The organism is Nakamurella leprariae, assembly GCF_016918035.1.
GTDB lineage: Bacteria > Actinomycetota > Actinomycetes > Mycobacteriales > Nakamurellaceae > Nakamurella > Nakamurella leprariae.
The window spans coordinates 147,970-163,741 of record NZ_JAERWK010000016.1 but is presented as its reverse complement, the minus strand read 5'-3'; the positions used below and the strand labels follow the sequence as shown (position 1 = coordinate 163,741).

Genomic DNA, 15,772 nt, shown 5'->3' with positions numbered 1-15,772 from the left:
GGGCCTGCGGTCGGCGGGTCACACCGCGATACGGTGCTGTCGGGACTCGTGCGCCACCACGATGAGCGAGACCAGGCACAACACCGAGACCACGGTCAGCGAGCCGGCGTATGGAACCACGGGCAGCAGGGCCGCCAGCACGGTGGGCAACAGGAACCCGGTGTAGGTCACCGAGTAGTAGACGCCGGTCAAGCCGGCCAGATCCTGTGGGGTGGCGATGGCCTGCACGTGGATGAGGCCGGCCACCACGCAGACGCCGTACGCGGCACCCAGCGCCACGGCCACGACCAGGGCCAGCACCGGGTCGCGCACCAGGGCGGCCACCACGGCCAGCACCATTCCGGCGGCCATCATGGCCAGTCCGAGCACCAGGCTGCGGCCGCGGGTGAGCCGGTCCAGGCGGGGCACGAAGTTCTGCACCAGGGCGCCGGTCCCGAGGGTGAGGACGCTCAGCACGGTGGCGTACATCGTCGACCAGCTCCCCAACCGGTCCTGCACCACCGACGGCATGATCGCGTACGCGACCCCGGCGGCGGCGAAGACCCATGGGGCCGCCGGCAGCACCAGCCGGACGAACCGGCGATGGCCGGCCGACGGGATGGCCAGGTCCCGCCACCAGCTCCGCGTGGTCCGGCGCTGCGCCGGCAGCGACTCCGGGGCGGTCAGCAGCACGACCAGTGCGGCTGTGGTCAGCGCGCCGTGCAGCAGGTACGGGGTCACCGTCGGCGCCGGTCCCCACTGGGCCAGGGAACCGGTCACGGCGGCACCGAGGCCGAAGCCGAGGGTCAGGGTCAGAGACGGCCGACGGGCGCCCGCGGTGGGACCGGCCCCGGGGTCGAACGGTGACGAGGACAGTTCCTTCATCCAGCTGGTGCCGACCGACATGGCCACGCCGACGCCGACTCCCGCCAGCGCCCGGCCCACGCACAGCAACCAGAACACCGAGAAACCGCTGGCCAGCAGCACACTGCCGGCGATGGCCAGCACGGTGCCGGCCAGCAGCACCGGCCGGCGACCGTGCTGGTCCGAGAGGGCGGACGCCACCACCAGTCCCGGGATGAGGCCGGCGACGTACATGCCGAGCAGGAGGTTCGCCTGCCAGATCGCGTAGTGGCCGACCTGCTCGTACAGGTGCAGCAGGGGGGTGAAGTGGTTGCCGCCCCACGCCAGCACGAAGATGGCGGGTGCCGGCCGGAGCCAGGTCCGGGCCGGACGCGTCGGTCCGCTCACGCCGGTCCGGCGCCCGGGAAGTGACCCGCGGCGATGTGCCGACGGACCAGCTCGGCGAACCCGACGGCGTCGCCGCTGCCCGCCCGTTCGGCCAACTCCTCGTGCTCGGCCAGCAGGGTGGCCAGGCGGTCGGGGCGCTCCAGCACCACCTCGTGGGTCAACCGGGCCAGACGGGGACCGAGCGTGTCCAGCAGGCGGCCCACCACCGCATTGCCACCCGAGGCGATGATCCGGGCGTGGAAGGCGTAGTCGCCGCCGGCGAAGCCGACCAGGTCGCCGCGCTCGAGGGCGGTGCGCTGACGGCGGAGGCTGTCGTCGATGTCGGCCGCCAATGCGGCCAGATCGGCATCACCGCGGGCGATGACCGCGACCGCCTCGATCTCGAACATGGCCCGCGCTGCGAGCAGATCGCGCCGTTCCTCGACCGTGACCGCGGTGACCACCGCGCCCTTCTTGGGCGCCAGCCGCACCAGGCCCCACGCCTCGAGCTGCAGCATGGCCTCCCGGGCAGGCGTCCGGCTGGCGCCGGTGGCCACCGCGAGATCAGCTTCAGTGAGCAGCATCCCGGCCGGGTACCGCCGTTCGACCACGGCGCGTGCCGCGTCGGCGGCCATCCGGGCGGCCAGCGGTCCCCGGTCGTCGGCCCGCTCCCAGGGCAGCGTCGGTCGGGAGTGCACGGTGCGACGCTAGCACTGAGATGCATTCATAGATACATCCGGAGGGCCGGATGGACCCGTGCGGTGGTTGGTCGGGCCGGTCCGTCCATGCGATGAGCTCGGGACGAATCGTCGGATCAGACGGTGTCCTTGACGAACTCGAGCTCCAGGTCGATCTCGACCTTGTCGGCGACCACGCTGTTGCCGGCGCCGAACGCGGCACTGAAGCTGACGCCGTAGTCCTTGCGGGAGATCGAGGTCTTCGCCGAGAACCCGAGGCGCTCGGCGCCGTACGCGTCGACCGTCACGCCCAGGTACTCGACCTCGAGCTCGACGGGCTTGGTGGTGCCGCGGATGGTCAGCTCGCCGTCCAGGACGAACTCATCACCGTCGGCCTCGCGCACGCCGGTGGAGACGAAGTCGATCGTCGCGAAGTTCGCGGCGTCCAGGAAGTCGGGGGACAGCACGTGCTGGTCGCGCTGCTCGTTGTTGGTGTCGACGCTGGTGGCGTCGATGGCCGCGGTCACGGTGCCGGTGGCCAGGTCCTCGCCGGTGAAGGCGAGCGTGCCGCCGACCAGCGTGAACGCGCCACGGGCCTTGCCGACCGCCATGTGGCGGACCTTGAACGAGACGTCGGAGTGGACCGGATCGGCGGTCCAGGTGCCGGTCAGCGTGGGGGCGGTGGTGGGGGTGCTCATGACTGGCTCCACGGGATGGTCGGAAATGACTGACAGGTCAACGAACTGGACGGTACGACGGGATGGATGATGCGTCAACAACGGGTCTGATCGTCCGACAGTGGAGTCGGTCACATGGCCTCGACCGCCGTCACGTCCGTCGCGGTCACCCCGATGGTCGGTCCGGTCGTGCCGGTGGCATCGGGCCGGCGCTCGACCGCGGGACGGAGCAGCTGGACCGGGACCGGGTCGGGACCGGGCCCAGCGTTTCCCTCGGCGACACCGCCCAGGAGCAGCCCGGCGCCGGGCCGGCGGACGGCGCGGCGCGCGACGTCACGGATGCCGAAGAGGCCGGCCGAAGTGGGATCCGGTTGCAGCAGGACGCCCCGCCTGGCCGCGGCGAGCTCGGCCGCCAGGCCGCCGCGGGCCCACCCGCCGAGACGGTGCCCTGCGGCCAGCCACTGGCCCGGACCGGCCACCCGTGCGAACCGGCGCAGCAGCTCGACCTGTCGTGGATCGGTCGGGGAGCCGGCCGGGTCGGGCCCGGACACCAGCAGGATGGGGCCGCTGTGCCGAGCGAGCAGGTCGGCCAGATCGTCGGCGGCGACCGCGGCGGTGTCGTCCGTCGCCGGGCCTGCCCCGCTGGGACCGACGACCACCACGTGGAGGCCGGTCGTGGCCGCCTGCCCCGCCAGGGTGCGCAGGGCGCTGCGGACCCCGCTTCCGGTGGGTCCCGCGACGACGATGGCACCACCCGAACCGGCCAGATCGAAGCCGACCGGCCGTCCGGCGTCCCCGCCGAGTCCGACCCACACGTGGTCGCGGGTCGGCGCGGGCAGGTCGTCGGCGTCGACGGACATGGCGAGCCGGCGGATCACGGGGCCCGGCGCGGCCGGACGGCGGCGGGGTGGTGGGTCGTCGGGTCCGGTCAGCACGATCTGGACGTCGGCGTCCAGCGATCGCCCTCGCCCCGGGACGGGGCGGCCGGGTCGCCGCGCCGCGGGCCGGCCGGCGACTGCCGTGGGTGGACCGAGCGTCAGGTGCTGCGCGAACGACTCGGCGTGCCGGTGGTGCGTGAGTCGGGTCGCCCCGCAGGCGACGACGACGACACCGCGGCCGGCGCCGTGCGCGGCCAGGTGGGCCAGCGCCGTGCTGGCGACGCCGAAGTCACCGGCGTCCAGCGCCGTGGTGACCGTCTCCCAGCCGTCGACGAGCACGGTGATCGCTGGTCCGGACCCGCCGTCGACGTCCGGCCCGGTGGGCGGGCTGCGACGGTGCAGCTCGTCGGTGAGGCGCTGTACGGCCCGGCCGAACAGGTCGGCGTCCGCAGCGCCGAGGTGGGTGCTCACCGCGGGCCACGACCGCAGGTCCGCCAGGCCTCCGGTGCCGTCGAGGACCACCAGGGCGCCGCCCGAGGACGCGGCGACCTGCCCGACGCGGCGCAGGGTGCTGCTGCGGCCCGAGCCGGGTGTTCCGACGACCAGCAGCGACGTCGCGCCGGGCCGCCACAGACGCCGTCGGTGGCGCTCGGGCTCGTCCACCAGGCCCAGGACTCCCGAGTCGGTGGCCGCTCCAAGCGCAGCGAGGTCGGCCACCCGCACCACGTCCGGGAGCGGGGGCAACCAGGGCTGCGCGGCGCGGCGGCCACCGGCCGCGGCGACCAGGGCGGCCGTCACGCGGTCCCAGTCCGGTCCGGGGTCGGGGTCCGGCGCGGCCATCGTCACCCGGTCCAGCGGCGTCCACCGGATCGGGCGGTCGTCCCGTCGACACACCGCAGGAGTGATCGGCGCCGTCGGGCCGGCTCGGACCTGCGCCGTCTGCAGCAGCACCGGCGCGGTGCTGCCCACCCGGAGGATGGCGCGTCCGGCCAGGTCGGGCGGGATCCAGGCGGCATCGGGAACGTCCAGCACCTCCCGGGAGTCGGCCACGTCGGCGGTCCGCAGGCTGATGCGCGTGGTGACGTTGGCCCGGAGATCCGGGGGCACGGCCCCGCCCGGACGCTGGGTGGCCAGCACCAGGTGCACGCCCAGGGACCGCCCGCGGCGGGCCACGTCGACCAGTCCGGGCAGGAAGTCGGGCACTTCGGCGACGAGCGTGGCGAACTCGTCGATCAGCACGACCAGCCGGGGCGGGACCGCGGCGGTCTCGTCCCCCCGAGCGGCCGCCCGCCACCGGCGCAGGTCGGCGTGCCCGACGCGTGCCAGCACCCGCTCGCGGCGGTGCAGCTCCGCGCGCAGGCCGGTGAGCGCCCGGAGGGCGGCACGCTCGTCCAGATCGGTGAGCACCGAGGCGGTGTGCGGCAGGCCCGCAAGCGGGCCGAACGTCGCCCCGCCCTTGTAGTCGATCAGCACCAGCGAGGTCTCCCAGGGCGGCGCGGCCGTGGCCAGCCCGACGACCAGGGTCTGCAACAGCTCCGACTTGCCCGATCCGGTCGTCCCGGCGATCAGCAGGTGTGGTCCGTGCCGGTCGAGATCGATGGTCACGACCCCGTCCCGCGCCGATCCGAGGACCGCACTCGCGCTCGACACCCGCGCCGGCCCGCGCGGCCGGGGCGCGTCCGCGCCGGGCAGTCCGGTGAGCGACGCCAGCGCGACCGACCGGGGAAGACCGTCGTCACCGTCGCCGTCCCGCAACGGCGCCAGCGCCGCGACGAAGCGATGCCAGGTCGGAGCGTCGATGCCGGTGACCGTCGCGGTCGTCGCCGACCGCCGGGTCCGGATCCGGACGGTGCCGTCCTCGCCGACGACCCCCACCGTCCGGCACTCGGCGGGCAGACGGTGCGGATCGCCGCAGGTCGCCAGCACGCCCACGCCGCGCCAGGCGGGGTCGTCGCCCGCGACGCCGGTGAGCAGGGCGGCCACCGCCGGCACCGTCCGCCAGTGGTCCGCGTCGTCCAGGAGCACCAGGAGCGCCGGTGGTCCGCCGCCGCGCCCGGGCCGCACCCGGTCCAGGGCGGCCGCCGCGTCATCGCCGTCGGCCACGACCGTCGCCGGCCCGCCGCTGCGCGGCCGACAGTGCGGCAGGTCGGCGGCGGCGGCGAGATCGGCGGCCCGGCTGACGACGAGGACGGCCAGGTCGGCCGGCGAGTGGGTGGCGGCGAGCTGGGCCATGACCCACCGCAGCAGCGGCCGACGTCGGCCGGCGAGGCCGACCACCCGTTCGCTCAGGACGTCGAGCACGATCGGCACCTCGGACACCGTGCCCGGCGCCGGGCCGGCCGGGTCGCCGTCCGCACCGTGGACCACCTCCGTGGGGTCGTCGACCGCCCCGTCCGGGAGCCGGGCGGCCCGCCGGCCGGTCCCGACGGCCGCGTGCCCGAAGTCCAGCGAGTCGGTCCGGCGCTCCCACACCCGGACGTCGACCGTGCGCACCCGGGTCAGCAGCTCAGCCGGGTCGGGGTGCCGGTCCCAGGTGTCGACACGGTCCTGCTCCAGGGCGAGGCGTACCGCGGCCCGGTGCCGGCGGACGCCATGGCCGTGGTCGACGAGCGCCCGACGGGTGCTGCGCCGGCCGGACCACCGGTCGCCGAGCGCGGTGGCGAGCATGCTGATCGGTCCGATGGCTGCGAACAGCAGGTACCACCACATCCCGGTGATCACCGCCAGGGTCGCGCCGAGCAGACCACCCACCACCGCCGCCAGCAGGGGTAGCGGCCGATGGGACCGCTCCGGCGGTGGACCCGGCCGCGGGGGCAGGCTCGCGGTCCACGGGGGACGGGCGCGGGGCGGCCTGATCACCCGGAGCCGGCCGGCGCCGTCGGGGTGGCCGTGGGCCGCGCTGGTCGGCGCTCCGGCGCGGACCTGCAGCAGGCTGGCTCCGACCCGGACGAGCGTGCCCACCTCGAGGCGCTGACCCGCCCCGTCGGACTGCGGCCCGCGATCGGCGCGGTCGAGACGGTCGGGACGGCCGGTCCGGCGCCTCACCCGGCGGGTCCGCCACCGGGCCACCCGGCCCTCGGATCGACGGGAGGGACCCGAGGACGCGTCGTCCACGTCGGCCGGCGCGATCACCACAACACCCGGTCCGCCCGGGTCAGCGGCACCCAGGTCGGTCAGCCGCCAGCCGTCGCCGATCGGATCGACCCGGAGGTGACGCGGTCGCAGCCGCGGGTCGTCGACGACGAGGTCGACGTCCGGCCCGCGCCCCACCAGCACCGATGCCGCGGCCGACCCCGGCTCCGGCAGCTGCACCGATCCTCCGGCCCGAGGCCCGCCGATGCACACCAGCAGGGACCCGGTTGCGGGCGGCTCGTCCCACGGGCGGTCGCGCAGCACGGTGCCGGCGAGCAACGGTGGCAGTCCCACCGGCGCGTCCGGGTGCACCGGAGCGCGCCCGCAGTACAGCGGGAGGCCCTCCGGGATCCCGGCCTCGCGCAGCAGCGCGCCCCGGACGGACCCCCAGGGACGCGGCGCCGGGAGCCGGAGCAGCAGCTCCTGGCGGTGGTCAGCCGTCTCGATGACCAGGGGCAGCTCGAATCCAGGCACGGGCGACATGCTCGACGACCGGTCGGTCCGCGGTCACCCGGGCGATCGCCCGATGTGGACAACCGGCGGGGTGTGCACAACTCCGGCGACACCCCACCGGCCGGGACGGTCAGTCGGTGCCGGCGCGGGACGCGAGCAGGCGGCGGAACGACGCCAATCGGGCCGCGGTGGCCTGACCGGTGGCCACCCAGTCGTCCAGCGCGCAGCCCACCTCGGGGCCGGTGTGGTCACAGCCGGGCGGGCAGTCGACGGTGCCGGGCAGCAGGTCGTCGAAGGTCTCCAGCAGGTCGTCCGCCGTCACGTGGGCCAGACCGAACGAGCGCACCCCCGGGGTGTCGATCACCCAGCCGCCGTCCGGTAACGGCAGCGCCACCGCGGACGTCGACGTGTGTCGGCCCTTGCCGACCCCCGTGACCGAGCCGGTCGCCCGGTCGGCGTCCGGCACCAGGGCGTTGACCAGCGTGGACTTGCCGACGCCGGAGTGCCCGATCATCACCGACACGCGGTCCCGCACCGTGGTGGTGAACGTTGCCAGCCCGTCGGAGTCCAGGACCGTGGCGCCTTCGTCGGCGGTCCCGGCCGTGGACCTGCGCGAGACGAGCACCGGCAGTTCCAGATCGGCGTAGCGAGCCAGCAGTGGCGCGGGGTCGGCGAGGTCCGCCTTGGTCAACATCAGCACAGGTTGCAGGTGCCCGGTGTAGGCGGCGACCAGGCACCGGTCGATGAATCCGGTCCGTGGCTCCGGATCGGCCACGGCGGTCACGATCACCAGCTGGTCGGCATTGGCCACCACGACCTTCTCGGACCCGAGCGTGGCCTGGCCGGTGTCCGGATCGACCTGGTCGTCGGTGGACCGGCGCAGCTCGCTGACCCGCGGCTCGATGCGCACGATGCGGGCCAGGGCGTCCGGTTCGCCGCTGGTGTCGCCGACCAACGCGACCCGGTCGCCGACCGCGACCGCCCGGCGCCCCAGTTCGCGGGCCCGCATGGCCTGCACCGTCCGCCCGAAGGCCGGCGGGGTGCCGTCGGTCGGCATGCCGTCCGCGGGGACGAGGCAGGTGTAGCGGCCCCGGTCCACCGCGGTGACGAAGCCGGCCACCGCGTCCTCGTGCCGCGGCCGGGTCTTGGTCCGTGGCCGCGACCGCCGGCCCGGGCGGACGCGGACGTCCTCGTTCTCCCAGCGATCGGCGGCGCTCAGCGGGTCACCGGTCCGGGGGCGGCGGCAGTCACCGCGTCATCGTGCCCCGCCGCCGACCAGGTCCGCCCACAACGGCGCGAACCCGGGCAGGGTCTTGGCCGTGGTGTCGATGTCGTCGACCTGCACACCCGGGACCAACAGGCCGACGATGGCGCCGGCCGTCGCCATGCGGTGGTCGGCATGAGCGCGCCAGCCGCCCCCGTGCAGCCGATGTGGGCGCACGGTCAGCGCGTCGGCGTGCTCGGTGACGCTGCCGCCCAGCGCGATGATGTTGCCGGCCAGCGCGGCCAGCCGGTCCGTCTCGTGACCGCGCAGGTGGCCGATGCCGCGCAGCTTGCTCGGCCGGTCGGCGAACAGGGTGAGCGCCGCGATCGTCGGAGTCAGTTCACCGACGTCGCGCAGGTCCAGGTCGACGCCCTGCAGGCGGTCCGGGCCGGTGACGGTCAGGCCGTCGTCGTCCAGCGCCACCTCGGCGCCCATCTGCGTCAGGACGTCGCGGATCGCGTCGCCGGCCTGGGTGGTGCTGGACGGCCAGTCCGGGACGGTGACCTGACCGCCGGTGAGGGCAGCGGCGGCCAGGAACGGGGTCGCGTTCGACAGGTCGGGCTCGATCACGTGGGTCCAGGGGGCGACCGGCCCGGGCAGCACGTGCCAGGTGTCGGGCGACGGCTGCTCGACCTGGACGCCGACCGAGCGCAGGGCCGCGACCGTCATGTCCAGGTGCGGCTGCGACGGGATCGGCGGGCCCTGGTGCACGACGGTGACGCCGTCGCGGTAGGACGCCCCCGACAGGAGCAGCCCGGACACGAACTGGGACGAGGCGCTGGCGTCAAGGTGCACGGTGCCCCCGGCGACCTCGCCCGCGCCGTCGACGGCGAACGGCAGCCGGTCGCCGGTGACGGTGACGCCCAGGGCGCGCAGTGCGTCGAGCACGGTGGCCATGGGCCGGCGCCGGGCGGCCTCGTCGCCGTCGAAGGTGACGGCGCCGGTGGCCGTGGCGGCCAGCGGGGGCAGGAAGCGCATCACCGTGCCGGCCAGCCCGCAGTCGAGGTGCGCCGGTCCGGCCAGCGGCGCCGGGGTCACCGTCCATGCAGCGGCGCGACCGGCTCCCGGCTCGGCACCGAAGTCGACGCCCACCCCCAGCATGCGCAGCGCCGCGGCCATCAGGTCGGTGTCCCGGCTGCGCAGGCCGCCGGTGATCCGTGACGGCCCGGTGGCCTGGGCGGCGAGCACCAGCGCGCGATTCGTCAGCGACTTCGACCCCGGCACCCGCACGGTGCCGCGCACCGGTTCGGTGCTGACCGGTGCCGGCCAGGGCGTCCCCGACCGGGACGGATGGGAGGCAGGAGCGGAGGGCGCATCGGAGGTGGCACCCGGGGCTGGGGTGTGGGTTGCAGCGAGCACCGAGCCATCGTTCCCTATGTTTGACGCGAACGTGGCTGGGTATCGGCAGGAAATCGGCGGATGAGTGACGATTTACCACCCGTTCGACGGACACCGGCACGCCCGTGCCGCAGTGATCGTCACAGCTGCGACGGTGGGCGCGGGACGGGCCCCGGCTGCCACCATGGTCGTCATGTGCGGTCGCTACGCGTTGACGGTCGAGCCGGACTCGCTGTTCGGGGTCTTCCAGGCGGTGCCGGACGAGCGTTCCGGCGGCGCCCAGGGCCTGTACGGCGGCGACCCGGTGCGGCCGCGGTACAACATCGGCCCGACGGTCACCGTGCCGGTGGTGCGGCTGCGGGTCGACCGCGCCTCCGACGGTGCCGATCGTGCTGATGGCGGCGAGAGCGGGCAGTCCCGTCCGGTCCGCGAGCTGGAACCGATGCGCTGGGGACTGGTGCCGTCGTGGGCCAAGGACGTCTCGGTGGGCAACCGCATGTTCAACGCCCGGGCCGAATCGCTGGCGGACAAGCCGGCGTTCCGGACGGCCCTGCACCGGCGGCGCTGCCTGATCCCGGCCACCGGCTACTACGAGTGGCAGAAGCTGCCGCAAGCCGACGGTGGCGCCACGCGAACCGGCGCGGCCGAGGGACGGAAGGCGCCGGCCAAGCAGCCCTACTACCTGACGCCGCAGGACGGATCCACCATGGCCTTCGCCGGCCTGTGGGAGTACTGGCGCTCGCCCGAGGGCGAACCGCTGGTGTCGATGACGATCATCACCACCGAGGCGGTCGGTGCGCTCCGGGAGATCCACGACCGGATGCCGCTGATCCTGCCTGCCTCGGAGTGGGACGCCTGGCTCGACTCCGAGGTCGATCCGGCCACCCTGCTGAGCCCGCCGGACGCCGCGCTCGTCGATGCGCTGGAGATCCGGCCGGTCGGCCCGGCGGTGGGCAACGTGCGCAACGACGACCCCGCTCTGGTGGAGCGCGACCCGCATCCGGCCGTGGCCGGGCCGGGCGGCGACCGGGGGACGGTGGTCGGGACGGGTGCGGCCGACACCGCGCCGCCGGCGCTGTTCGACAACCCCGCCTGAGCCGCCGTCGGTCCCGGGACCGACGTTCGACCGCGGGAGGTGCGCCGGCTCAGCCGATGGCGATCGGTGCCAGGAGCGCACCGGCGACCCGGAGCAGGTCATTCGGCGCCAGTTCCACCTGCAGCCCGCGCCGGCCGGCGCTGACCCACACCGTCGGGAACTCGACCGCCGAGGCATCGATGACGGTCGGCACTGGCTTGCGGTGACCGAGCGGGCTGATCCCGCCGGCGACGTAGCCGGACGACCGCTCGGCCTCGGCCACCGGCGCCATGACGGCGCGTTTGCCGCCGACCGCGGCCGCGAGCGCCTTGAGGTCGAGTTGCCGGGACACCGGCACGATCCCCACCACCAGCGACCGGTCGTCGACCTTGGCCACCAGCGTCTTGAAGACGCGCGTCGGATCGAGGTCGAGCGCGGCCACCACCTCGTCGCCGAAGGTGGTGGTGGTCGGGTCGTGGTCGTAGGGGTGCACCGTGAAGTCGACGCCGGCGGCGGTGAGCGCCACCAACGCCGGCGTGGCGGCGGACCGCCCTGCATGGTTCGAGCGTTCGGTGCGGCGGGCCATGACCAGGGACGGTAACGGCCCGCCGCAGCTCATCCGATCAGCTGCCCAGACCCTGCTCGTCGACCCAGGTGGTCGCGACCTCGGCCGAGTCCTGCTGGTCCACCGTGACCTGGGTGAGCAGGTCGATGAGGACCTCGGTGGTCAGCTTCTCGGACACGCCGTTGAGCGCCTCCTCGATCGCCGGGGTCACCTTGGACTCGGTGATCAGCGGCAGCACGTTCTGCGCCGCGAACAGGAACTCCGGGTCCTCCAGCGAGACCAGGTCGTTGGTCTTGATGGCCGGATCGGTGGTGAACAGGTTGGCCGCCTGCACCTGGTCGCTGATCAGCGCGTTCAGGGTGAGTGGACCGGCGGTGTCCAGGGCGCGGAACTCACCGAAGACGACCCCGTACTTCGACTCCAGGCCGGGCACGCCGGTCGGGCGGGTCTGGAACTCCGGCGGCCCGCCGAGCACCAGCTGACCCGCCACGGGGGCCAGGTCGGCGATCGTCGTGAGGTCGTACTGCTCGGCGGTCGCCCGAGTCACGGTGATCGAGTCCTTGTCCTCGGCCGCCGACTGCTCCAGCACGGTCAGAGTGTCCGGCAGGGCCCCTTCGAGCGCGGTGTAGACGTCCTCCGAGCTGACCGCGGTGGCGGCCTGGTCGAAGTACTGCAGCAGGGTGCCCGAGTACTCCGGGATCAGGTCGATGGAGCCGTCCTGCAGCGCCCGGATGTACACCTCCCGGTTGCCGATGTTCAGGTTGGTGGTCACCTCGACGCCCTTGGCCCGCAGGGCCTCGGCGTAGATGTTGGCGATCAGCGCGCTCTCGGGGAAGTTGGCCGAACCGATGACGACGGAGCCGGTCGACTCGTCGGTGGACCCGGCGGTGGAGCCGGCGGTCGAGCTGCTCGGCGTGGACGAGGACGTCGAGGCGAGCGGATCTTCGGAGCTGCCGCAGGCGGTCAGCGCCAGCGCGGTGGCCAGGCCGGCGGCGAGCAGCGCGCCCAGGCGGGCAGGACGACGTGTGGTCAACGGAACTCCTCGGTGCAGCGGGACGATGCGGACGGAACGGTGGTTGCGGAGGGGAGTGAGGGGTCAGGTCGGTGGCACCGCGGCGAACCCGGCCTCGGCCTCCTGGGCCTTCTCCCGGACGCGGCGGCCGGACAGCCCGGGCGACACCAGGAACCGGCCGACCAGGGCGATGAGCCGATCGCCGATCACGGCCATCAGTGCGACCAGCAGCGCACCGGCGACCATCTTCCCGTACAGCTGCTGGGCCAGGCCGTCGACCACGTACCGGCCGAACCCTCCGAGGCCGACCACTGCGGCGATGGTGGCGGTGGCGACCACCTGCAGGTAGGCCGAACGCACTCCCGAGAGCACCAGCGGCATGGCCACCGGCAGCTCGACCCGCAGGAGCACCTGCGAGCCGGTCATGCCCATCCCGCGGGCGGCGTCCCGGGCGGCCGGGTCCACTGCGGCGATCCCCGCGTAGGTGTTCGACAGGATCGGGGGGACGGCCAGCACCACCAGCACGACGATGGACGGTCCCAGCCGCGCGAGCTGGCCGGTGAGCAGGCCGAACGACCACAGGGTGAGCACGGTCAACAGACCCAGGGTGGGCAGCGCCCGCAGGGCGTTGGCCACCCCGGCGATCGCCGCGACGCCGCGGCCGGTGTGGCCGATGACGGCACCCAGCGGCAACGCGACCAGTGCGGCGATGACGACGGACAGCAGTGTGTAGAACAGGTGCTCGGTGAAGCGGGTCCAGATGCCGTCGGTGCCGGACCAGTTGGCGGCGGTGGTCAGGAAGTCCCAGGCGGCGGTCATCGGCTCGGCACCGCCCGGGCCCACGGCGTGCTGAGCCGGGTGGCCAGCACGATCACCACGTCGAACAGCACCGCCAGCAGCAGGCTCAGCAGGATGCCGGCCGCGATGGGTGTGAAGAAGTTGAGCTGGAAGCCCTCGGTGAACAGGCTGCCCAGTTGTTCCACGCCCAGCAGCGCGGCCACCGACACCAGGCTGACGTTCGACACCGCGGCCACCCGCAGTCCGGCACCGATGACCGGGACGGCCAGCGGGAACTGCACGGTGACCAGCGAGCGGACCGGCCGGTACCCCATGGCGGTGGCGCTCTGCCGGACCGCCTCCGGGACCGAGGCGAGCGCGTCGGCCACCACCCGGACCAGCAACGCCACCGTGTAGACGGTGAGGGCGATGACCACGTTGACCGGATCCAGGATGCGGGTGCCCAGGATGCCGGGCAGCACCACGAACAGGGCCAACGACGGGATCGTGTAGAGCAGGCCGGCCAGTGTGGTCAGCGGCGGGTAGGTCCAGCGGTACCGGAACGCCACGGCGCCCAACGGCAGCGCCACCACCAGGCCGACCAACGTCGCGGCGGCCGCCAGCCAGGCGTGCTGGACGAACAGGTCGACGATCCGGTCGCTGTTGCGGCCCAGCCAGTCCCAGTTCACCGGGGCACCCCTCGGTCGCCGGCCGGGACCGTGCGCTCCGCGCCCTTGGCGAGGACGGGCGGCGACCATGCTCCGGCGTCGTCGCCCGCGGGATCGGCCAGCGCAGTCCGGTCGGTCGCCTCGATGGCGGCCACGACGTCGGCCAGCGTGATGGTGCCGATGGCCACGCCCGCATCGTCGACCGCGACGCCCCGGCCGGACGGGGAGGACAGCGCTGCGTCCAGGGCGGTGCGCAGCGAGTACCCCGGGGCGGCCAGGGAGCCGCCGAGCCGCAGGTGCTGCAGGCCGATCGGGTCGCCGGGCGACAGGGCATCGCGGTCCAGCCAGCCCCGCGGCCGTCCGTCGTCGTCCACGACCAGCGCCCAGCGGTGCTCACCGCCGCCCGGCCCCTGCGGAGCGGCCGCTCCCATCCGCACCGTGGGTTCCCGCTGCACCGGCAGGCCGGTGGCGCCGGCGAAGGACAGCGCTCGGTACCCGCGGTCTCGGCCGACGAATCCGGCGACGAAGTCGTCGGCCGGCCGGCGCAGCACGTCGGCCGGCACGGCGTACTGCGCCAGGTGGCCGCCGGTGGCGAAGACGGCGATGCGGTCACCGAGCCGGACGGCCTCGTCGATGTCGTGGGTGACGAAGACGATGGTCTTGCCGAGCTCCTCCTGCAGGCGCAGGAACTCGGTCTGCAGTTGTTCGCGCACGACCGGGTCCACCGCGGAGAACGGCTCGTCCATCAACATGACCGGTGGATCGGCGGCCAGCGCCCGGGCGACCCCGACCCGTTGCTGTTGACCGCCGGAGAGCTGGGCGGGGTAGCGCCGGGCCATCGACGTGGGCAGGCCGACCCGCTCGAGCAGTTCGGTGGCCCGGCGCCGGGCCTCCCGGCGGGTGACGCCCTGCAGCACCGGGACGGTGGCGATGTTGTCGGCCACGGTGCGGTGCGGGAACAGCCCGGCGTTCTGGATGACGTAGCCGATGCCGCGGCGCAACTGCGGTGCGTCGATCTGTCGGGTGTCCGTGCCGTCGATGGTGATGACCCCGGACGTCGGCTCGATCATCCGGTTGATCATCCGCAGCGACGTCGTCTTGCCGCAGCCGGACGGTCCGACGAAGACCGTGATGCGCCCGGCCGGGATCTCCAGGCTCAGGTCGTGCACCGCGGTGGTGCCGTCCGGGTACACCTTGGACACCGCGCTGAAGCTGATCATCGATCGTCATCCCCTCGGCGGGCGGTGGCTGCTGGGTGGCTGCTGGGTGGCTGCATCGGCTGCTCCGGTCGAGCGGAACGGACGGCCGCGGGTCGGTCGACCGGGAAGTACCGGCGCTCCGCCGCTGCCCGATCACCGTGCGGGAACGATCACGGGGCCGGCGTGGTGCGGCGCTGCCCAGTGCACACCACACCCCCGACAGTGCCGCCTGCATGTCGACCGGAAACCCTACGGATCGGCCCGCCCGGCAGTCGACACCGCCCAACACGCACCGGTCGGAGACGGTTCCCAGCAGGACGGGGGAGCAAACACGGCCGGCCGGATCCGGGACCGCCACCACGCTGCCACCTGACGGCGGATCCGGCCCTGGAACAGACCGGGCGCGGACGGTGTTCGGACCCGGTGGAGAACTTCACCGGGTCCGCGCGAGCAGGAGGAGGCGCCGATGGCGATCACGGCGGTGGATCCGACAGCGGCGACCGGCCCGTCCGTCGCGGCGCAGTCGGCGGCCCGGGCCGCCCGCACCGGCCCCGCCGTCGGTCCAGGACCGGTGCCCGGTGGACCGTCGCGCCGGCCGGGCGGAACGGGCTCCCGTGGCCCGCGGGTACGCTCGACCGACCGGGCGGAGCGGCTGGGAGCCGGAGCCGGAGGCCGTTCCGACGGTGGGGACGACGACAGCGCGGGTCGCGGCGGCGTCGACATCGCGCAGCGCCGGACCGACGACCTGCCTCCCGCCACGGCGACGAGCGAGGGGCACGGGGTGAGCCAGCAGGACACGAGCACGGCACCGGCGGTCGACGGGACGCAGGCCCGGGACGAGACCGACC

The 15,772-nt window shown here is 74.3% G+C and carries 12 protein-coding genes; 1 reads left to right on the top strand and 11 read right to left on the bottom strand.

The features are described 5' to 3' along the window. Positions 1-18 precede the first annotated feature (18 nt). From JL106_RS13050 to aroA, 6 genes are all read right to left on the bottom strand, one after another. Complete coding sequence (locus JL106_RS13050) at positions 19-1,230, bottom strand: MFS transporter (protein ID WP_205261147.1); 1,212 nt, start codon at positions 1,228-1,230, stop codon at positions 19-21. Next, positions 1,227-1,907: a GntR family transcriptional regulator gene (locus JL106_RS13045; protein WP_205261146.1), complete on the bottom strand. Its 681-nt coding sequence runs from the start codon at positions 1,905-1,907 to the stop codon at positions 1,227-1,229. Before JL106_RS13045 ends, JL106_RS13050 begins: the two co-directional genes overlap by 4 nt. 116 nt (positions 1,908-2,023) lie before the next feature. Next, positions 2,024-2,584 (bottom strand): YceI family protein, encoded by a 561-nt coding sequence (locus JL106_RS13040; protein ID WP_205261145.1) that lies wholly within the window; start codon positions 2,582-2,584, stop codon positions 2,024-2,026. Between the two features lie 110 nt (positions 2,585-2,694). Next, positions 2,695-7,047, bottom strand: coding sequence for an FtsK/SpoIIIE domain-containing protein (locus tag JL106_RS13035; protein WP_205261144.1), 4,353 nt, complete (start codon positions 7,045-7,047; stop codon positions 2,695-2,697). A 109-nt stretch (positions 7,048-7,156) separates the two neighbouring features. Further along, positions 7,157-8,245 carry a ribosome small subunit-dependent GTPase A gene (rsgA, locus tag JL106_RS13030; RefSeq protein ID WP_205261279.1) on the bottom strand — a complete coding sequence of 363 codons (1,089 nt, stop codon included), beginning with the start codon at positions 8,243-8,245 and terminating at the stop codon, positions 7,157-7,159. 36 nt (positions 8,246-8,281) lie between these two features. Then, positions 8,282-9,532: a 3-phosphoshikimate 1-carboxyvinyltransferase gene (gene aroA / locus JL106_RS13025; RefSeq protein WP_328842292.1), complete on the bottom strand. Its 1,251-nt coding sequence runs from the start codon at positions 9,530-9,532 to the stop codon at positions 8,282-8,284. A 289-nt stretch (positions 9,533-9,821) separates the two neighbouring features. Here aroA and JL106_RS13020 point away from each other — a divergent pair, with 289 nt between their 5' ends. Beyond that, positions 9,822-10,724 (top strand): SOS response-associated peptidase, encoded by a 903-nt coding sequence (locus tag JL106_RS13020; protein WP_205261142.1) that lies wholly within the window; start codon positions 9,822-9,824, stop codon positions 10,722-10,724. A gap of 49 nt (positions 10,725-10,773) precedes the next feature. On the opposite strand, the gene ybaK is transcribed toward JL106_RS13020, so the two are convergent. The 5 genes from ybaK to JL106_RS12995 form a co-directional block, all read right to left on the bottom strand. Further along, positions 10,774-11,289 carry a Cys-tRNA(Pro) deacylase gene (ybaK, locus tag JL106_RS13015; RefSeq protein WP_205261141.1) on the bottom strand — a complete coding sequence of 172 codons (516 nt, stop codon included), beginning with the start codon at positions 11,287-11,289 and terminating at the stop codon, positions 10,774-10,776. 37 nt (positions 11,290-11,326) lie between these two features. After that, on the bottom strand, positions 11,327-12,301 hold the full coding sequence (locus JL106_RS13010) for an ABC transporter substrate-binding protein (protein WP_205261140.1): 975 nt from the start codon (positions 12,299-12,301) through the stop codon (positions 11,327-11,329). 63 nt (positions 12,302-12,364) lie between these two features. Then, positions 12,365-13,099 carry an ABC transporter permease gene (locus JL106_RS13005; protein ID WP_205261139.1) on the bottom strand — a complete coding sequence of 245 codons (735 nt, stop codon included), beginning with the start codon at positions 13,097-13,099 and terminating at the stop codon, positions 12,365-12,367. Continuing rightward, a complete protein-coding gene (locus JL106_RS13000; protein WP_205261138.1) occupies positions 13,096-13,746 on the bottom strand; it encodes an ABC transporter permease in 651 nt (216 codons plus the stop codon). Before JL106_RS13000 ends, JL106_RS13005 begins: the two co-directional genes overlap by 4 nt. Continuing rightward, on the bottom strand, positions 13,743-14,945 hold the full coding sequence (locus JL106_RS12995; protein WP_205261137.1) for an ABC transporter ATP-binding protein: 1,203 nt from the start codon (positions 14,943-14,945) through the stop codon (positions 13,743-13,745). The genes JL106_RS13000 and JL106_RS12995 overlap by 4 nt, the downstream gene beginning before the upstream one ends. Between the last annotated feature and the right edge of the window lie 827 nt (positions 14,946-15,772).